Genomic DNA, 19,100 nt, shown 5'->3' with positions numbered 1-19,100 from the left:
GTGATAAACATTGTCGCTTTTTCAGACAAAATAATATTTTGTAAACCCTTAATACAGCACACACAAATTGCTGAAAATAACGCTTAAGCGCGTAATTTTATGTATTTGTTGACCTTAAATTTACAAAATTAATTATTATTAAATGTGAAACCGGTTATGAAAAAAACGATAAAAATAGACAGGTATAATCAAAAAATACTGGCAATTCTGCACCTAACTGCCGATTTAACAAACGTTGAATTGGCCGAGCAAGTTAACTTGTCGCCCAGTGCATGTTTTCAGCGAGTAAAAGCATTAAAAGAGGCGGGATATTTTAGAACCTTTCATGCTGATATAAATTTAGAGCAAATTTGTGAGCACGTGTTTGCCTATATGGAATTTACCCTAGAGGACAATAACCTAGCAGCGCGGCGTAAGTTTTTAGCTGACATACACAACATTCCCGAAATAATGGATTGCATGCAATTAAGTGGCGATATTGATTATATTTCTTTTTGTTGCTTTGCCGATATTCAAGCGCTTAATGCAATGTGCGACAGGCTAACCGGCAGCTCACAGTATGCAATAAAAAAGCTGACTACACGCATAGTGCTTGAGCGCGCTAAGTTCTTTTTAGGCTACCCGCTGGAAAAACTTAAATGGCGAGACGAAATGAAAGTAGACGATGAAGAGTAGCCCCCTAATTTAGAGTAATAAAAAGGCGCTTTATGCGCCTTTTTATTGTTTAAAGTTATTGCTGAATAACCGGTTTGGGGGCAATGGCTTTTGCAAACAGGGTATAAATAACGGCCGTTAATATAATGGCGTCAATCACGCTAATACCGCTCATTGATACGTTAAATAAAGTGCCATTACACACCGCATATGCCGCGCCTACAAACCATGCGCTAAATGCGGGAAGTGAAAAGTTAGCGTTATTTGCCAAAGCCGCTGCGTTATAAGCATGGGGTTTAATAAACAGTGCATCAACAATAATTACGCCTGCTACCGGTACAAAAATATCAGACAAAAACGCTAAAAAGCTTATAAACATATCTAAAATATTTATAAAGGCTGCGCCAATTCCCACCAAACCTAATAACACAATAACCCACTTTTTATGCCAATGCGGAAAGGTAGCCTCCACGCTAAGTGCGGTACTGTAAAGGTTTAACGAATTTAAAATCCAGCTGCCTGCTATCACAATAAAAAACGCCGAAAACCCCAAATTAAGCGCAAGCATTAAGCTTAATATTTCGGTTTCTTGCATGGCGGCTGCGGCAAATACAGCCACAAAAATAACCAAAAGCTCAATAACCATATACGCAATAAATGAGGTGTACACGCCGCCACGTTTTTGCTTAGAAAAACGGGTTATGTCGGGCAATATTATTGCGCCAATAATAACGCCGCCAACAATGGCAGCGACACCATCTTCAAGAGAAAGCGCTGCTGATTTTTCTAAATTAATAAAATCAACCAGTGGCATACTATCGAGCGCGCCAAAAAGCATCATAGCGGTGACCGCAGCCAAAATAGGGATCATGATAGAGGCCAGCACATTAATGGCTTTAAACCCATACAGTGTGGTTATGAGCATGGCGCAACCTGCGACTATATCGATGGGCCATTCGGGCATAATAATATTAAATTCTGCACTGAGTAAGCGCACCACAGCATTAGAAAACAAATCAATATTTACGCCAAACCAGCCAATTAATGATAAAGCAAAGGCAATATTAACAATGCCCGCGCCAGCATTACCAAACGCTATTTTTACCAATAAATAAGAGCTTAAGCGGCTTTTTACACCTATGGTGCCCATAGCCCCACCAATAAGGGTTAATATAAGTGAGCCAATAACTAACGCCCACAGTGTATTACTCACACTTGAGCTTTGATGTATTTCTAGGCCGGTGATAAAAGTGGGCAGCGAAAAGCTGAGCATAGCGGCTATGGCTGCAATGCGCGGCCAGGCAACAAGTTCGTTGCTATTAATAGTGTGGGGGTCGTTCCCGTTTGGCATTGCCTGTTTCTCTTTTTTATTATCTTTTATATTACTATACGCCGCTGGCGTGCAAAATTTTTTATTATTAGGTGTTTATTCAAAATATGAGGTTTAAAAAGTAGGGGGCGCACAAAATTATATTTTGTGGTGATTATTTTTAGGGTGTTAAAGGCGTAACTATTTAGGCAAAAAAAACCGCCAAAAAGGCGGTTTAAAGGTCTACACAACATAATTAAATGTTTTACCTTATTGGGTTATTTTAATAACGCCAACACGTCAAAGCAGGCACCCATAGTATGGTAATCCGTTTTACCAATTGGGCTTTTCATGGTATCTATTTTTTTGTTATCTACGGTTAAAATTCTAAACCACGCACCGTATTGATGATCAACTAAGTGCTGCCACGAGTACTGCCAAATTTTGTCATACCACTGCTGGTATTTTTCATCCCCTGTGGTTTCATAAAGGTAGGCTGCACAGCACAGTGTTTCGGCTTGCACCCAAAAGTACTTGTCGTCATCACATATGCTTTTATCTGGCGCAAAGCCGTAACAAATACCGCCATGTTGTTTATCCCACGCAACGTCTATTGAATTATCAAATAACGCTTTAGCGCGCTCTACAAGCCAAGTTTGTGGCTTATGCTTATTTAAAAACATTAATAGTTTTGACCACTCAGTTTGGTGACCTGGCTGAAAACCCCACGGGCGAAACAAATTTTTAGGATCGTCTTTGTTATACTCTAAATCAACCTGCCAATTTATATCGTAGTGCTCCCAAATAAGCCCACCCATTAAATTAGCTTGGCGATTAACCATGTTATCGGCCAGTGTGAGCGCGCGATTTAAAAATAGCTCATCTTGAGTTGCTTCATAAGCGGCAATAAGTGCTTCGCACGTATGCATATTGGCATTTTGCCCGCGATACGGATCGCACTTAGTAAAGTCACTGTTGTGCTGATCTTTATATAAACCCGCTTTTGCATCCCAAAAATGCGTTTCCATTGTTTGAAATGTATCGTTTAGGTATTCGCGTGTCTCTGTAACACCTACGCGGTATGCCCAACTGTAGGCTAAAATCACGAACGCAAAGCCATAGCAGTGGTTGGTATCATCAAGTACAGTGGCGTTACCTTGCTCAACACTCAATAACCAATTGTAACCGCCTGTTTGCTCAACAAAATGGTGCTTACGAATAAACTCAATACCCGATTTAACACGGTTTAGGTACTTTTCGTCATTAAAGGTTTGGTACGCACGTGCATAGTTAAATACAAACCGAGTAGAGCTTACTAGGTGACGAGTTTGCTTATCAAATACCTCACCATTATCCGAAAAGTTTTGGTAAAAACCGCCGTGTTCGTCGTCTATGTTTGGCTCGTAAAACGCCAGCGTATCGGCAATATGTTCTGTTAAAAATTCGCGGCTTTTAAAGTTATCAGGTGTGTGGCTCATAGTGCGCTCCTAAAATCGTTAAGCGATTTTTCGTTAGGAAGAGACGTAAATGCCCCTTTGTACGATGCTGCATGAGCACCACATAACGAAGCAAATTCAAAAATAGTTGTTAGTGTTTCGGGGTTGTCGCAAAGCTTACTAAAAGAGCTAGGTGTGAGGTTTTGTAAGCCTAGTTGATACAGCAATCCACCTACAAACGCATCTCCTGCGGCGGTAGCATCAACCATAGTAACCTTTTTAGGGTGAAGCGTTTGCTTGGCATTTTTGGTATACCAATGCATCGGGTTGCCTGCATCGGTAACCACAAATAACTCACAGCCATTATTGAGAGTGTCGGCTATAAATTCTTCACCCGTTTGCTCACCCGCTAAGTATTCAAGCTCTTCTTTAGAGGCTTTAATAATAGAGCAGTGCTTTAGTAAGGGTAAAATGTGTTCACGCGGGTTAGCATTACTAGGCCATAAGTTGAGGCGTAAGTTAATATCAAAACTGACAATTGAGTTATTTTGCTTGGCAAACTCAACGCCATACGCGGTGGTTTTACGTATGCGCTCATCGGTTAAGGTATTTGAGCAAATATGAAAAATATCGCATTGCTCAAACCATTCACTGCTAAAGTCACTATTAGTAAAGTGCAGATCGGCGGTGTTATCGCGGTAAAACTCAAACGTACGGTCGCCGTCCTTATCAAGTGATACAAACGCAAGGGCGGTTTTTGCTTGGTCGGTAAAGCGCATAAAGTCGGTTTTTACGCCTTGCTCTTTTAAGGCGTTATGTAAAAAATCACCAAAGCTGTCGGTGCTTAGCATGCCAGCAAAGTAGGCGTTACCACCTAGCTTTGCAATAGCTACGCTTACGTTTGCAGGCGCACCGCCTGCAAACTTAGTAAACGCTTCGTGCTCGCTGTTGTTTTGGCTTAATTTATCAGAGAGTAAATCAACCAATACTTCACCAAAACATATTGTGTGTTTCATAATGCTGCCTTAGTTATTAATCAAGTAGCCAATGCAGCGCAATAGCGGCTGTCCATGAGAAATCTTTACCACCACAGCCAGCGCCTGTTTCTGGGTTAAAATATTCGTAGTAACCCGATTTAAGCACTAAATCGCGCGTGTCGTCCTGAATTTTATCAGCAGTGGTTGCAAACCCTGCTTCTTTAAGGCCGATGGCTATCATCCAGTTAATGTGTAACCAAATAGGGCCGCGCCAGTAACGTTGTGGCTCGTATTTTTCTTCTTTAGGGTGGGTAGATGCCACACTAAATTGACTCGACTCAATAAAATCTTCTGTCGCGGTATTAATAATACGCGTTTGCTCGTCAGTTGTTAAACCAGCATAAACGGTTAGTAGTGCCGCTGATGTTTTAACTTTAGCTAGGCTGTTGGTTAACACGTTTTTACAGTAAAAGTATTCGCTTTGCTCACACCATAACGTGTTAATTGCTGTTTGAGTTAGCTCTAGACGCTGTGCTAAATAATCGGTACGTGCATCGTTTAAACCGAGTTGTTCACCCATTTTGAGTAAATCTTTTGTCGCACGGTGCAAAATAGCAATAATACCTAGGTCGTTCATTTTGTACGGGCAGGTTTCGTAAATTACTTTGCTATCAAAATTGTTACGTTTAAAAAAGTTTACTAGGTATAAGAAACGGTCGTACTCGCTTTTATGCGGGCGCTGCGACGAATCAACGTGGCTGGTGTCGCGGCGGGTGTATTCCCAATCAACACCAGGTACAGCTTCAAGGGCACCATCCCACGATGGGCTGTTATCCATACCCGATTCCCACGGGTGATAAGTGACCACTAAGCCTGTGTTTTCAGGATCGCGGTCGTTGTACCACCATAAATGGTAATCAACAACTTGAGAAAATAATGCTTTAACTTTTTGCTTTGCAAGGGCTTTATCTTGTGCGCTGGCAAGCATTTCTTTCATTACTGTTGCCACAACGGGTGGCTGCGAAATAGACGTACTTTTAATTTTTTTATCAGAGCCCCACACATCTGGACCAGGGAAGTAGGTAGTTGAATCTTTATGAAATAAGATATGTGGCACCATGCCGTCATCCCACTGGCCTGAAAATAACACATCAATTTCTTGCCACGCACGGCTCTCGTCAGACTTCATCCACCCTAGGGCTGTAATCGCTGAATCCCAGTTCCACTGAAACGGGTAAAGGCCATGCGTAGGGACGGTATAGCCACCTAAATCGTTTGCTATAAGTGTTTTAGTAGCAAGTTCTGTAAGCGATGCCGCTGTGGCTGCATCAAGTTTACCGTTGATTGTAGTAGTCATATTGGGTGCTCTTTGTGTGTTATTTTCGATTTGGATAATATTAAAGCACTCATTATGGGTTGTAAATGTTTTTTTTCTGTGCTTAAATCCTGTTCGAAGTAACAAAAAACTAACATGTATGCTTGATTATTTCGCACTTACTTAGCCACACTCTAAGTAATTACACACAGACAACTAGCACAATTGGAGAATACCCGTGAATAAAACTACGATCGCCTCTATTGTATCTTTATGCCTCACACAAGGCGCGTTTGCCGCAGAAGAAACTGCGCCAGATACAGCAAAAAAAGAAAATAACGTTGAACGTATTATCGTCTCTGGTACCAGCAAAGGACGCGTTATTTCAGATACCCCACAGTCAGTAACCTCTATTAGCGAAGATGAGTTAATAAAGCTTTCATCAAGTAGCCAAGCAGATGTATTACGTTATATCCCTGGTATTAAAGTAGAAGGGGGCGGTGGTGAGGTTGGAACAAACCTACAAGTAAGAGGCTTACCTTCATCGGGTCAGTTTCAGTTTACGCCACTGTCGTATGACGGTTCACCTAGTTTGAGTGTTTTTGGCTTAAACTCATCGGCGTTTGATGTGTACTACCGAAACGACTTAGGTATTGAGCGTGTAGAATTTGTGCGTGGCGGTGTGTCTAACTTATTTGGCCAAGGCTCTGTAGCGGGTATTATTAACTATATTTCTAAAACGGGCAGCGATGATCCGCAAAGTACTGTGCAAATGGAGCTTTCTGATCAGGGTCGTACCCGTTTAGATTTTGCTACAAGCGGGCCGCTTAACGAAGATGGCCTTTATTATGCGCTGTCGGGCTTTTACCGTTACGATGAGGGCCCGTTAGATACAGGGCTTGAGACTAAAGGCACTCAGCTGCGCGGTAATATTCGTAAAGAATTTGATGACGGCTCTGGCTCATTTACGGTGTATGGCCAATACATTGACGACCAAGCGCAGTTTTACCTGCCTATTCCGCTTGATGGCGACAGCCGCGAACGCTTAACTGGTAACGATGGACGCGAAGTGGAGTCATTACAAACTGCTAATGTGTCTAACCTCTCTTACGATACTGCCAATGGTCGTTATGAATCGCCAATTAGTGATGGGGTGGTAACTAAAGGTGGCTCAATCTCGGTCGTATTTGAAAAAGAGCTCGCTAACGATTTTGCTATTAACATGCGCAGTAAATACGCAAAGTACCAACACGAATTTAATCTATTTTTAGATGGCGACGGTATTATTAATGTACCTGAGAGCCAAGAAGAGTTTTTAGCTAACCATGGCTTAGGTGATGTAAGCGATGCAGCGTTTACTTACACTGCATCGGGGCAGGCACTGGCAAGCGATGACTTATTATTTGCTAATCGTATTTTAGATAGAGACCGCCCAGCAGAGGATTTTTCTGCCGAATTTAATATTGTTAAAAGTATTTTTGTTGGCGATTTTAGCCACGATATTACCGTAGGTACGTTTTTCTCTCACAGTGAAGCCGATGACGATAACGTTATTACGACCTACTTGGGGGAATTTAACAATAACCCAGAACTGGTTGATTTAACGTACACCAATGCCGATGGTGATGTTGTTCAGTACACACAAAATGGTATTAGTGGCCCAGGTATTTCTTACACCAACCAAACAATTAGCGCTACCCGCCGTGCGCTTTATATAGCGGACCAAATGGAAAGCGATGATTGGATTATCGACTTTGGTGTTCGTTATGAAGAAATTGACGGCAAAATTAGCCGTGAAGGCAGCCAAGTTGTACAAATTTCTGATGATCCATCACTTGCGCCTAATTTACAGGTAAACACCACAGGCAGTGGTGTAATGACTTACGGCGAAGTAGACACCTCTGAATTTGCAGTATCGGGTGCAGCCTTATACCGCTTAACCGATAACTTAAACGTATACGCGAATGCATCTCGCGGGTTTTTCTTCCCAGAAATTAGAGGAATTCAGTTTAATGATTTAGGTGAGCCTGCCAGCTACGAAGCCGAAATTGTTGAACAAGGCGAGCTTGGTATTAAGTTTTTTGATAACGACTTTAGCGGTAGTATCACGTTATTTAGAACCGACTTAAAAGACAGACGTAGCGTAGACTTTGTTAACGATGGCAACGGTGGGGTATTAGAGCTGCCTGTTATGCAATCAACCAAAGCAACGGGTGTGGAGCTTACGGGTCGTTACGATATTACCGACGAGTGGGCGGTTGATGCCAACATGACCTACACTGATCACGAATTTACTGAGTTTGACTCAGACCCTTCTATTATTGGTAACGAGTTACGTCGTAAACCAAAAGTATTATTTAACTCTTCTATAAGCTACACCGCAGATAATTGGGATGCTGCTTTGTATCATAACTTTACAGGTAAAAACTTTGCTAACGATGCAAACTCTGTAGAGCTTGATTCATTCCACTTGTTTAGATTTGATGCGGGTTATAACTGGCAAATCGCCCCAGAGCAAACCGTACGTTTAAGCGTAGGGGTATTTAATTTGTTTGACTCTGATGGTGTTACCGAAGGCTCGCCGCGTTTAGGTAATAGCCAAACGTCAGACAATCCTTACTTTGTAGGCCGTCCAATTCTCCCACGACGCGTTACATTTAGAGTCAAATACGACTTTTAAATAAATGCTTTACGCCTATTAACCTGTTTTGGGGTTAATAGGCTTTTTGCATTGTGATGCATTTTTCAGCTAAGTTAGCGATAGGCTTGTTTTTAGGGACTGTTTTAGAAGTAAGCATATAGCTGTTTAGTTTTTTATTTTTGAGAAGGCGCTGTGTTTTCTTAATGTGAATACGCGAAATAATTATGAATATATTAGATTTTTCAATAGTTGCTCTTTACCTTGGTGCCTTATTGGTAATGGGGTTTATGCTACGCGAACAAACCAATAAAAGTGATTACTTTTTAGGAGGCAAAAGCTTAGGGTGGAAACCTTTAGCTTTGTCGGTAATGGCCACTCAGCTTTCGGCTATTAGCTTTATTTCGGCTCCTGCATTTGTTGGTTTGCGTGAAGGCGGTGGTATGCAATGGCTCTCGTATGAGTTAGGTGTGCCGCTGGCGATGATTTTAATTTTAGCGACTATTTTACCTAAGCTTTATAAAAGCGGCATTGTAAGTATTTATGATTACTTAGAAATGCGCTTTGGTCGTTCTACCCGTGTGCTTATTAGTGTGGTGTTTCAGTTTAGCCGCGCATTTGCCACCGGCATTATGATTTATGCGGTATCGCTTATTCTCCAAGGCACCATGGGCATAGAAGCATGGCAAGCCATTGTGCTTACCGGCGTGATCACGGTGTTATATTCACTGCAAGGCGGTATGAAAGCCGTGGTGTATGGTGATGCAATTCAAATGATCATCATTGTACTAGGTACTATTGCTTGTATTGGCTTTGGACTTTATCACTTAGGTGGGGTTGATACCTTTATTGCTAATGTTGATTCGAGCCGATTAGAAGCCATAAAATTTGATTCGTTTGGATTTAGTGGCGATGGTTTTGGCTTTTTACCTATGATTTTTGGTGGTGTGGTGCTTTACGCCTCTTACTATGGATGTGACCAAACACAAGCGCAACGTGCACTTAGTGCAAAAGATCCTAAAAACTTACGCTACATGATTTTAGCCAACGGCGTAGTACGTTTTCCTATTACTATTTTATATTGTGTGTCGGGCTTAATTGTAGGCACACTGGCTATGAGCAATCCTGAGTTTTTAGCCAAAATTCCAGCCGATAACCCAGATTGGATGATGCCAATCTTTATTTTAGATTACTTACCACATGGCTTAATTGGTTTATTAGTGGTGGCTATTTTATCGGCGGCTATGTCATCACTTAGCTCTGCTATTAACTCGCTTTCGGCGGTAAGTATTGAAGACTACAGCCGTATTTCAAATAAAGAGCTAGACCAACCAACGTACTTAAAACTAGCTAAATACTTAGGGCTTATTTGGGGTGCAATTACGTTAATTTTATCGCTTTATGCCGGTGATATAGCACCTACTATTATTGAAGCCATTAACAAAGTAGGCTCGTTATTTTATGGCCCAATACTGGCGGTATTTTTAATTGCCGTAGTTAGTAAGCGCAGTGCTGCGCTGCATGCAAACATAGGCTTAATTAGTGGTGTGTTAATTAACTTGTTGGTGTCGGTATTTGCGCCAGACGTATTTTGGTTTTGGTGGAACTTTATTGGCTTTGTGGCTACAGCGGTGATTACCCTTACGACAAGCGTTGCTATTCCACGCGAAGTAAACGAGGTTGCTAAAGCGCAAAACGCTGAGACTATCTCAAACTCAATTGTAACCGGTAAAGATATCGTTATGCTGCTTAGCATGTTTGTTGTGATGGTATTAATTTGCCTTGCTATTCCATCAATTTTTTCGTGAGCGTTAACCCATGGATTCTAAAAAGTCATTTTTAATCGATTTATTTACCACGGCGGTAAATGCCTGTAAACCCAGTGCGTGTATGAGCAAGTACTTGGAAAATATAGATGCCAGTAATGGCTTATGCGTGGTGGGTGCCGGTAAGGCCGCCGCAGAAATGGCCGCAGAGGTTAACCGTTTTTATGGTGATAAATGCTTTGGTGCGGTAGTGACACGTTACGGTTACGAAAGTGCCGGCGATACTGGGCGCATTAAAGTGCTTAGTGCTAATCACCCAACGCCAGATGATAACAGCTTAGCAGCAGGTAAAGAGTTATTGGCGTTTGTAAAAAATAATCCGGCCGATATTCCTATTTTGTTTATTATCTCAGGCGGCGGCTCGTCGCTTATGTGTTTGCCGGTAGATGATGTGCCGTTTGAGCAAAAGCAGGCACTTAATCGGTTTTTACTTAAAAGTGGTGCAAGCGTTGATGAAATTAACGTTGTGCGCAAACAGCTCTCGCTTGTTAAAGGCGGTAAGTTAGCACAAGCGGCTAAATCGGATTATGTCACGCTGATTATTTCGGATGTAGTAGGGGATAAGCCAAGTGATATTGCATCAGGCCCCACAATTAGCGATAACAGCACTAAAGCCGATGCGCTGGCTATTTTACAAAAGTACAATTGGCCGGTTATTAACGAAATTGAAGCGCATTTATTAAAGCCTGAGCAACCACGTGCGGCAGATACTCAAGGCAAACACTTTATTGTGGCTAATGCCCAGCACGCGATTGACAGTGCTATTGATGTAGCACAGCACCAAGGCTGGGATACGCAAGTACTTGGGTACGACATTCAAGGTGAGGCAAAAGAGGTTGCCCGCGCACATGCTAAAATTGCCCTTGAGCAAAAAGCGCAAGGTAAGCGCGTTATGTTGTTCTCAGGCGGTGAGCTTACAGTAACGGTAGCCGATGTTTATGGTGATGGCGGCCCTAATCAAGAGTACTTAATGGCATTGGCTGAGGCGCTTAACGCCGAGGCGGGTATTTATGCCATAGCGTGTGATACCGATGGTGTAGATGGCAGTAAAGACGTTGCCGGTGCGTATATAAATAGCAGCACGATTACGCGCGCACTTGATGCTGGCGAAAACTTACACGCTCAGTTAGAAGGCCATAATAGCCATCAGTTTTTTAAAGCCATTGATGATTTAATTATTACTGGGCCAACCAATACTAACGTTAACGATTTTAGAGTGATAGTGATTGAGTAGGCGCTCGCCTACTTGTTCTTTAAAGTGGTTTAACGTAACCTTGTGCTCCAATTTTATTAGGGTTAATAGCTATGTTTTCGCTAAATAACAGTAACTTATTACGCTCAGGATTTGAGCTTGGAAAAGGCGACAAACTTTTTCAAGACATTGAACGTGATATTATTAAAGTGGTGTTTTGGGAGCAGTGCGTAACACAAAGCCATATTGTGAGCGCCACCCGAATTCCGCAGCAAACTGTCTCGCGTTTACTTAAATCGTTAACTCAGCATGGCGTAATAATGCAAACCGATACGCTAATACCTAATAAAAAGGGTAAGCCTGGGTTTGGTATTGCGCTTAACCCCGAATACGGCTTTACCTTTGGTTTAGCTATTTTGCTTGATGCTATTTCTGTAGCGGTTATGGATTTTACCGGTAAAGTTATTTACACCCATATGCAGCTTATGTCAGACATGAGTATTAATAACGTACTTAAAAGTGCGCAAAAGCTGGTGGACGATATAAGCGCAGAGCATAACATTGCAAGCGAAAAAGTGCTGGGGATGGGCGTGGGTATATCGGGCTTTTTTAGCTCTATGGACGGTAAAATGAATACCCACCATATGCTAGAGGAGTGGTCGCAGGTTGATATTATCGATATTGTCTCTAAGCATTTTCAACTCCCTACGTGGGTGGTGAATGACGCTACAGGCGCCGCCGCTGGCGAAGGGGTTGCAGGTATAGGCCGCGAGTATAAAAACTTTGTTTATATGTTTGTCTCGGCGGCATTTGGTGGCGGAATCGTAAATAACGGCGATGTACTACGTGGTACTTACGGTAATGCAGGCGAGCTTGGCGATATGTTGCCGCCCAAGTTATACGCTCATCCCAATTTAGAGTTACTAAAGCGCATTTTGAAAAAAAATGGTGTAGCGGTTGATTCAATTTACGACCTGCACGATAACTTTGACCCAGAATGGCCAGGCGTAGAAGAGTGGCTATTTAAAGTTCAAGACTCGTTTGATTTAGTAGCAACTTGTTGCTCGGCGCTATTAGATGCAGAAGCGATTATTATTGGCGGCCATATACCTAAAGAGCTGGCCGAAAAAGTAATAGCGCGTACTGAGGTTTACGCACAATTTAGACGCGGTGCTAAACGCCCAATGCCTAAGCTGGTGGTCTCAAACATTAATAATTTTCCGGTCTCGATTGGTGCAGCCACTTTGCCATTTAGAGAGCTGTGTTTGTAGCTTAATAATAGAAACTTTAAAACAAAAAGCCGATATTGATTTATACAATATCGGCTTTTTTAGTATTTAAACCAAATTCTTAACTAAGTATTATTACGAATGGGTTTTACTCTTCAACGAACGGTTCACCTTCTGTCATCCACTTAGCGGCTGGCTTGCCTTTTAAGTAATGGTCAAAGTACTGCATCATACGCACTGAAAAATCGACCTGATTAGGAAACTTTTTCAAATGATGTGGTTCACCTTCGTATTGTAAAAAGGTGGCGTCTTTACCCGCACGGCGCAGGGCTAAGTAATATTGCACGCCTTCGTGCCAAGGCACTGCGTCGTCTTTGTCTCCAAACATAATTAAAATAGGGGTATTTACTTTATCGGCAAAAAACACTGGTGAGTTTTCGATGTATAGCTCGGGTGCTTCAAATAAATTTTTACCTATGCGGCTTTGCCCTGTTTCGTACTGAAATTGACGCGCAAGGCCCGACTTTAAACGTATGCCGCTGTAGGCGCTGGTCATGTTTGATACCGGCGCGCCCGATACAACCGCTTTAAACATATCTGTTTGAGTGATCATAAACGCACTTTGATAACCTGCCCATGAATGCCCTTGTAGGCCTATTTTATCTGGGTCGGCTATGCCTAGGTCTATAAGCTTTTGCGTGGCGTTGATCATGGTTTGCGTTGACGATTTACCTGGGTGGCCTATTTCAAAGCGAATATCAGGTAAAAAGATTGCATAACCATTTGAGGTAAACATAGGGAAGTTAGGACGATGATTTAGCTCCATTTTAGGAAAATCATACATGCGCTGGCTCATATAGCGGTAAAAATACACAACAACGGGTACTTTATCGCCTTTTTTGTAGCCTGCAGGTTTAATTAATACCCCTTGTAGGTCTTCGCCATCAAAGCCTTTGTAGCTAATTAGCTCTGGCTTTTCGCCCCAGGCAAAATCCGCCATTTGTGGATTTAAGTTGGTAACTTTTTTAGGCGCTGTAAAGCTAAAGTCGCTTTGGTAGTAATCAGGAAACTGATGATAAGTTTGCTCGGTAAAGAGGTATTTATCGGCATGTTTTGCCTTTTTAACTACATCAATACGTTTTTTGCCACTCAGTACATTAGTAACCGTTTGTGAGGCTAAATCAAGCTTGGCTACTTCACGTTGCTTTGATTGTAAGTTAACGGCTGATACAAGCAATGTATCGTTTTGGGCAAAGTCTACTTGTTTTTTATCAAGCTTAATAACGCGATATTGCGTATTGCTTGGTTTACCATTAGTTAAACGCTCAGCGCGTTGAGTGTTGACATCAAACGCCCAAATATCGTATTTGCTATAAACCAATACTTGGCTGCTGTTATTTAACCAACCGGCAAACCCATAGCCAGGTTGCGGTGATGGATAGTCGTGTTTGTCATCGGCAAACGTGGCATTAATAGCTTTGCTAAGGGCGGTAACTTTGTTGGTTTTTAAATCTTTAAGTTGTACTTGGCTTTGTGCAAAGTAGGCTGCGTAGCGCCCATTAGGTGCAAGGCTTGGTGTAAACGGTGAATTTTTAATAATGGGAGTTTGCTCACCGGTATTAGTGTTTATGCTGTAGTAGTCGGCAAAAAAGCCACCGTACATAATTTTTTCTAGGTGGGCTTGGTCAGAATAGCCTAATACACTTTGGCTACGATTAGTGTTAAGCGCTAAATCGCTGACTTTTTCATTGCTTAGTTGTACTGCTTTTTGGCTTTTTAAATGAAAAACAGCGCTGTAATGGCGATTTTTATTAACCTTGTTCCACTGTTGCTCTTCTCGTGGTTTTATTTGGGCATCGTTGTTGTGCCACACGTTTAGCGCTTTATGTTCACGAATCGTGTCAAAGTCATACAGTGATGCTTGGTCGGTGTACTCTTTTGCTTTTATTTTAGCGGCCAGCTTTGGGTGGTTTTCAAAATATAAGCGCTCGCCATTTTCAGACCAGCTAATCGATGCTGTTTTACCTATAACCCATTCTTTATTAGGGGAGTCGATGGTGCTAAGGGTGTTATTTTGCCAAAGCTTTAGAGAGTATTGTCTGCGACGCTCATCATCGTTTACGTAGTTACCGAGGTTAAATGCGGCTATTTCTTTATCAGGGTGCCAACTAATTGATTGTGCAACCACGCCTGGCTCATCAATTAATACGCTTTGCGCAAAGTTATTATTAAGTTCAAGCAGTACAAGCTGATTGTTGTTGCCATCACTAAAGCTTTGGCTGGCAAGTAGCTGAGCGCCACTAGGGCTTAGCGCATAACTAAATACATTATTTAAGCTGTGGGTGGTGCTGTTTTTTAAGTTTATTATTACTAGCTCAAAGCTTTTATCTTTTTTATCTGGTGTGATAGCGCTTTTTTCTTCGCTGTTATCTTCAACGGGTGTGTCTTTTTCTGCTTTTTTATCAACTCGATAAGCAAGCCACTGGCCATTGTTACCTAAAACATAGTCTTTTACGTCGGCAAATTGCTGTTTTTCGCCGGTTTGGGTATTGACTAAAATGAGGTTGTTTTTAAGTGATGACTTTTTCTCGCTGGTCTCTTGCTCAAGTAGGGTGGGTACTTGTGTAAATGCCACCCAATTAGCCGCTTTGTTAATAACGGGCTTGGTGCCGCGCTCCACGGTGCTAATGAGGGTGTTTGTTGTTAAGTCATAAACTTGCCCATTTGCATCGCCACGGTAAGGCTTAGCGCTAAAGCTGAGGATTTTACCATCATCTGAAAGTTGGGTGTTTTTTGCGTACTTAAAATCGAATACGTCTTTAAATTCTAACGGCTTTTGAGCCCAAGCAGCCGGGCTCGCTAAGCTTGCAAGCAGTGCTGAGCTTAAAAAGGTGAGCGTTGTTTTCATTATTGATTCTCGTTTTTCACAGTACTTTTAATGTAATAAGTATTGTAGCGAGTTTGGTTTATATTTCGAGCGGATCAGATAAGCGGTATAAGAAAAGGGACGAAAGGGTTAACGTTAGCGCGAATAACTAGCGCTAACGGTAAAATAATAAAGTAAGGTTATAACCAAATTTTTTGTAGTTCTGGCCATTGTTTTTCAAATTGCGAACTTGGCTTTACTTTAAAGTCGCTGCGTACAAACTGGTTCATTTTACCTTCAACATAGGCTAGTAAAAAGTTAGCAAGGGTGAGTTCGTCACTTTGAAAGGTTTTACCTTCACGAAGTTTGCGCTCGCGCAGTACTTGTTTAAATTGCGTTTCTAGCTTTTCGAATAGCCCTTGTACACGTTCTCGTAAACGCTCTTGCTCGCCTTGCAGGGCGTCGCCGGTAAGTATGCGTGTAATACCTGGGTTTTTTTCTGCAAACGTTAGTAGCAACAACAAAATATTATAAACGCGTGTTTGGCTTTCTTTTTCGTTTTCTAAAATAAGGTTAATGCGCGATAAAAGCGTGTCTTCGATAAACTCTATTAGGCCTTCAAACATACGTGCTTTACTTGGAAAGTGACGGTAAAGCGCAGCTTCAGACACACCCACTTCAGCAGCAAGCTTTGCAGTTGTAATCCGTTGTCCTGGGCTGGTTTCTAACATTTGCGCGAGGGCTTGCAGTATTTGCTCTTTGCGATTACTTCTTTTTGTCGCAGGCATGAACCTTCCTTTTTTATTTGTTATTTTTAGCTGCTAATCATTTTTTGTTCAAATGAGTGGCTTATGTTAATGTTTTATTCAGTTTGTTTCCAGCACTTTATAGTTGCTTGGCAAGTTGTTTAATTACCTCAAGAGCAATGCGTGTTTTACTATTTACCGCCAGTGCTAACTGCTCATTTTGCCAGTAAAGTGTTAAAGCATTGTGATCGGAATTAAACCCTAAACCACTTTGCGATACATCGTTAGCGCAGATCATATCGAGATTTTTATTTTTAAGTTTACCCTTTGCATAGCTCTCCACATTTTGCGTTTCAGCAGCAAAACCCACAGTGTAAGGGCGGTTTTGCGTTAAGTTTGCCACGGCGGCTATTACATCAGGGTTTTTAACAAGGGTGAGGGTAAGCTCATCGCCTTGTTTTTTCATTTTTTGAGTCGCTACATTCGCCGCTCTATAATCGGCTACGGCTGCACAGCCAATAAAAGCATCAGAGAGTGGGGCATAGGTTAATGACTCATTTAATAGCTGCTCAGCGCTTTCAATGTTTATTAAATTAACGCCAACAGGGGCTTTGATAGTGACAGGCCCTGAAATTAAATTGACATGAGCACCAAGCTTTAAAGCGGCCTCAGCCAGGGCAAAGCCCATTTTTCCAGAGCTGTGATTAGAGATAAAACGTACAGGGTCAAGCGGTTCGCGGGTTGGACCTGCCGTAATTGTAATGGTTTTACCTGCTAATAATTGCGGCTGCTCTGTGGCAGTGCACAAAGCCACAAGCTCATGCGGCTCTAGCATGCGCCCAGCACCTACATCGCCACAGGCTTGCTCACCTTTGCCTGGGCCCCAAATAAGTACGTCACGTGCTTTTAAAGTGGCTAAATTTGCTTGTGTTGCAGGGTGTGCATACATTTGCTGGTTCATTGCTGGGGCTATTGCCACTTTAGCAGGGGTTGCCAGTAATAGTGTGGTAAGTAAATCATCGGCGATGCCTGCGGCCATTTTGGCAATGGTATTACTCGTTGCAGGCGCGACCAAAATTAAATCAGCCCATTTGGCAAATTCTATGTGGCCCATTGCAGCCTCTGCTGAGGGGTCAAGCAATGAATCAGACACCATTTCACCACTCACCGCTTGCATGGTTAATGGGGTTATAAAATGCTTAGCTGACTCGCTCATAACTACTTTTACTTCGCAACCTGCCTCTTTTAAGCGCCTAACGAGCTCGGCACATTTATAGGCTGCGATGCCGCCGGTGATACCAAGTACGATTTTTTTGTTTGTTAAGTTAGTCATGAGTGTTTTTTGCTTGAGTGTATATGCAGGCTAAAATAACAAATCTTTGTGCTTTGAGCTAAGTTTTTAGGATTAAATAATCAGGCTAATTTTAAAAATTGCATTACAGTTATAAGACTGTTTTTTAATCATCAAGGATGAATAATGCAATTAACATCGTTACCTAACTCACTTCGCCCACGCGAAAAACTCATTGCAAAAGGCCCTAAAGCATTGACCGATGCTGAGTTATTAGCGATATTTTTGCGTACAGGCTTACCCGGTATGAATGTGATTGAGCTTGCACAGCACCTGCTTAACGAAAACAAAACATTGCATAATTTATTTAACGCCAGCCAAGATGAGTTTTGTGCACAAAAAGGGTTAGGGATGGCAAAATATGTGCAATTGCAAGCGGTGCTTGAGCTGAGTCAGCGTTACATGCAGGAGCGTTGCCAGCGCGATGCGGTGTTTAATTCGCCAAATGCGGTGTATGAATATTTAACGCTGCAAATGCGTGGGCTACAGCAAGAAGTGTTTATGGTGCTTTATCTCGATAGCCAAAACCGTTTAGTAAAAGACGAAATTTTGTTTTATGGCACGATAAACTCAGCCAGCGTTTACCCCAGAGAAGTTCTAAAAGCGGCCTTAAAAAATAATGCTGCGGCCATTATTTTGGCACACAATCACCCAAGCGGGATTGCCGAACCAAGCCAAGCAGACAAACTTATCACTAATAAATTACAACAAGCACTGCAATTAGTAGACATAAATGTGCTTGATCACATCATTGTAGGAGGAGAAACGTGTGTTTCTTTTGCACAGCGAGGCTTGATTTAAGGTTGCTTGATGAATAAGTGTGTTAAAAATGAGCGGTTTGGACGGTTTTAGCAAATTAGTTTAATTTAAATGCAGTTTTTACTTTCCCTAAAGGCATTCGATCTTTATAATTAGCCGCTATCAAATTTACATATGAGCTGGTTGGATAGATCAGTATTTGATCTTTGCCTGTAAAAGCTGTATAAAGAGCGCCCTTCGATTTATCTAGGGCACAAATACATGGCCTTAGGTTAAATTAAGCTCGAGCGAAGTTATTGGAGATATATAGACATGTCTAAAGTATGTCAAGTTACAGGTAAGCGTCCAACGGTTGGTAATCACCGTTCACACGCGAGAAACGCGACTAGACGTCGTTTCCTACCTAACCTACAAACACACCGTTTTTGGGTTGAAAGTGAAAAACGTTTTGTAACACTACGCACTACTACTAAAGGTATGCGTATTATCGATAAAAAAGGCATCGACGCGGTACTTACAGATATCCGTGCTCGCGGCGAAAAAGTTTAAGGAACTGAATCATGCGCGATAAAATCCGTTTAGTTTCAACTGCTGGTACTGGTTTTTTCTACACTACCGACAAAAACAAGCGTAACATGCCTGAAAAGATGGAAATCAAAAAGTTCGATCCTAAGGCTCGTAAACATGTGATTTTCAAAGAAGCTAAAATCAAGTAATTTAGTTTTCTTTCAGAATTGTAAAAACCCAGCTTATGCTGGGTTTTTTGTTTTTAGCACTTATCAATATTAAACAGCCCCTAAAA

The 19,100-nt window shown here is 41.9% G+C and carries 15 protein-coding genes; 8 read left to right on the top strand and 7 right to left on the bottom strand.

The genetic code is table 11. From position 1 onward, the window contains the following. Positions 1–156 precede the first annotated feature (156 nt). Complete coding sequence (locus OIZ54_RS13030) at positions 157–675, top strand: Lrp/AsnC family transcriptional regulator (protein ID WP_024031376.1); 519 nt, start codon at positions 157–159, stop codon at positions 673–675. A gap of 55 nt (positions 676–730) precedes the next feature. Here OIZ54_RS13030 and OIZ54_RS13025 read toward each other — a convergent pair whose 3' ends face one another. From OIZ54_RS13025 to OIZ54_RS13010, 4 genes are all read right to left on the bottom strand, one after another. Beyond that, complete coding sequence (locus tag OIZ54_RS13025) at positions 731–2,005, bottom strand: purine-cytosine permease family protein (RefSeq protein WP_264390558.1); 1,275 nt, start codon at positions 2,003–2,005, stop codon at positions 731–733. Positions 2,006–2,241: 236 nt separating this feature from the next. Next, positions 2,242–3,441 (bottom strand): AGE family epimerase/isomerase, encoded by a 1,200-nt coding sequence (locus OIZ54_RS13020; protein WP_264390557.1) that lies wholly within the window; start codon positions 3,439–3,441, stop codon positions 2,242–2,244. After that, the gene (locus OIZ54_RS13015) at positions 3,438–4,415 is read right to left on the bottom strand and encodes a carbohydrate kinase family protein (RefSeq protein ID WP_256846124.1); all 978 of its coding nucleotides are present in this window, start codon (positions 4,413–4,415) and stop codon (positions 3,438–3,440) included. The genes OIZ54_RS13020 and OIZ54_RS13015 overlap by 4 nt, the downstream gene beginning before the upstream one ends. A 16-nt stretch (positions 4,416–4,431) precedes the next feature. Beyond that, entirely contained in the window at positions 4,432–5,733 is a 1,302-nt protein-coding gene (locus OIZ54_RS13010) for an MGH1-like glycoside hydrolase domain-containing protein (protein WP_264390555.1), read from the bottom strand. A 196-nt stretch (positions 5,734–5,929) separates the two neighbouring features. Between OIZ54_RS13010 and OIZ54_RS13005 the strand changes: the two genes are divergently transcribed. The 4 genes from OIZ54_RS13005 to OIZ54_RS12990 all read left to right on the top strand — a co-directional run bounded on the left by OIZ54_RS13005 (position 5,930) and on the right by OIZ54_RS12990 (position 12,618). Next, positions 5,930–8,371: a TonB-dependent receptor gene (locus tag OIZ54_RS13005; protein ID WP_264390554.1), complete on the top strand. Its 2,442-nt coding sequence runs from the start codon at positions 5,930–5,932 to the stop codon at positions 8,369–8,371. A 185-nt stretch (positions 8,372–8,556) separates the two neighbouring features. Continuing rightward, on the top strand, positions 8,557–10,137 hold the full coding sequence (locus OIZ54_RS13000) for a sodium:solute symporter (protein WP_004587939.1): 1,581 nt from the start codon (positions 8,557–8,559) through the stop codon (positions 10,135–10,137). A 10-nt stretch (positions 10,138–10,147) separates the two neighbouring features. Further along, entirely contained in the window at positions 10,148–11,389 is a 1,242-nt protein-coding gene (locus tag OIZ54_RS12995) for a glycerate kinase (RefSeq protein WP_264390553.1), read from the top strand. A 71-nt stretch (positions 11,390–11,460) separates the two neighbouring features. After that, positions 11,461–12,618: an ROK family transcriptional regulator gene (locus tag OIZ54_RS12990; protein ID WP_024031368.1), complete on the top strand. Its 1,158-nt coding sequence runs from the start codon at positions 11,461–11,463 to the stop codon at positions 12,616–12,618. A 106-nt stretch (positions 12,619–12,724) separates the two neighbouring features. On the opposite strand, the gene OIZ54_RS12985 is transcribed toward OIZ54_RS12990, so the two are convergent. The 3 genes from OIZ54_RS12985 to coaBC form a co-directional block, all read right to left on the bottom strand. After that, a complete protein-coding gene (locus tag OIZ54_RS12985) occupies positions 12,725–15,484 on the bottom strand; it encodes a prolyl oligopeptidase family serine peptidase (protein ID WP_264390552.1) in 2,760 nt (919 codons plus the stop codon). A 158-nt stretch (positions 15,485–15,642) separates the two neighbouring features. Next, positions 15,643–16,230 (bottom strand): nucleoid occlusion factor SlmA, encoded by a 588-nt coding sequence (slmA, locus tag OIZ54_RS12980; protein WP_004587943.1) that lies wholly within the window; start codon positions 16,228–16,230, stop codon positions 15,643–15,645. A 97-nt stretch (positions 16,231–16,327) separates the two neighbouring features. After that, positions 16,328–17,521, bottom strand: a complete 1,194-nt coding sequence (gene coaBC, locus OIZ54_RS12975; protein WP_004587944.1) for a bifunctional phosphopantothenoylcysteine decarboxylase/phosphopantothenate--cysteine ligase CoaBC — start codon at positions 17,519–17,521, stop codon at positions 16,328–16,330. 144 nt (positions 17,522–17,665) lie between these two features. Here coaBC and radC point away from each other — a divergent pair, with 144 nt between their 5' ends. The 3 genes from radC to rpmG all read left to right on the top strand — a co-directional run bounded on the left by radC (position 17,666) and on the right by rpmG (position 19,014). After that, positions 17,666–18,340 carry a RadC family protein gene (radC, locus tag OIZ54_RS12970; protein WP_024033348.1) on the top strand — a complete coding sequence of 225 codons (675 nt, stop codon included), beginning with the start codon at positions 17,666–17,668 and terminating at the stop codon, positions 18,338–18,340. Between the two features lie 270 nt (positions 18,341–18,610). After that, entirely contained in the window at positions 18,611–18,847 is a 237-nt protein-coding gene (gene rpmB / locus OIZ54_RS12965) for a 50S ribosomal protein L28 (protein ID WP_004587946.1), read from the top strand. An 11-nt stretch (positions 18,848–18,858) separates the two neighbouring features. Further along, positions 18,859–19,014, top strand: coding sequence for a 50S ribosomal protein L33 (gene rpmG, locus OIZ54_RS12960; RefSeq protein WP_004587947.1), 156 nt, complete (start codon positions 18,859–18,861; stop codon positions 19,012–19,014). The last annotated feature ends 86 nt before the right edge of the window (positions 19,015–19,100 follow it).

This window comes from Pseudoalteromonas sp. A3 (genome assembly GCF_025942345.1).
GTDB classification, from domain to species: Bacteria; Pseudomonadota; Gammaproteobacteria; order Enterobacterales; family Alteromonadaceae; genus Pseudoalteromonas; species Pseudoalteromonas atlantica.
The sequence above is the reverse complement of the archived record's forward strand: the minus strand, read 5'-3'. Positions and strand labels throughout refer to the sequence as shown.

Excerpts from the sequence above, each read along its gene's own strand:
- radC (WP_024033348.1), top strand. The coding sequence starts at position 17,666 with ATGCAATTAACATCGTTACCTAACTCACTTCGCCCACGCGAAAAACTC.
- OIZ54_RS12985 (WP_264390552.1), bottom strand. The coding sequence starts at position 15,484 with ATGAAAACAACGCTCACCTTTTTAAGCTCAGCACTGCTTGCAAGCTTA.
- rpmG (WP_004587947.1), top strand. The coding sequence starts at position 18,859 with ATGCGCGATAAAATCCGTTTAGTTTCAACTGCTGGTACTGGTTTTTTC.
- OIZ54_RS13025 (WP_264390558.1), bottom strand. The coding sequence starts at position 2,005 with ATGCCAAACGGGAACGACCCCCACACTATTAATAGCAACGAACTTGTT.
- OIZ54_RS13020 (WP_264390557.1), bottom strand. The coding sequence starts at position 3,441 with ATGAGCCACACACCTGATAACTTTAAAAGCCGCGAATTTTTAACAGAA.
- OIZ54_RS13010 (WP_264390555.1), bottom strand. The coding sequence starts at position 5,733 with ATGACTACTACAATCAACGGTAAACTTGATGCAGCCACAGCGGCATCG.
- rpmB (WP_004587946.1), top strand. The coding sequence starts at position 18,611 with ATGTCTAAAGTATGTCAAGTTACAGGTAAGCGTCCAACGGTTGGTAAT.
- coaBC (WP_004587944.1), bottom strand. The coding sequence starts at position 17,521 with ATGACTAACTTAACAAACAAAAAAATCGTACTTGGTATCACCGGCGGC.
- OIZ54_RS12995 (WP_264390553.1), top strand. The coding sequence starts at position 10,148 with ATGGATTCTAAAAAGTCATTTTTAATCGATTTATTTACCACGGCGGTA.
- OIZ54_RS13030 (WP_024031376.1), top strand. The coding sequence starts at position 157 with ATGAAAAAAACGATAAAAATAGACAGGTATAATCAAAAAATACTGGCA.
- slmA (WP_004587943.1), bottom strand. The coding sequence starts at position 16,230 with ATGCCTGCGACAAAAAGAAGTAATCGCAAAGAGCAAATACTGCAAGCC.
- OIZ54_RS13015 (WP_256846124.1), bottom strand. The coding sequence starts at position 4,415 with ATGAAACACACAATATGTTTTGGTGAAGTATTGGTTGATTTACTCTCT.
- OIZ54_RS13000 (WP_004587939.1), top strand. The coding sequence starts at position 8,557 with ATGAATATATTAGATTTTTCAATAGTTGCTCTTTACCTTGGTGCCTTA.
- OIZ54_RS12990 (WP_024031368.1), top strand. The coding sequence starts at position 11,461 with ATGTTTTCGCTAAATAACAGTAACTTATTACGCTCAGGATTTGAGCTT.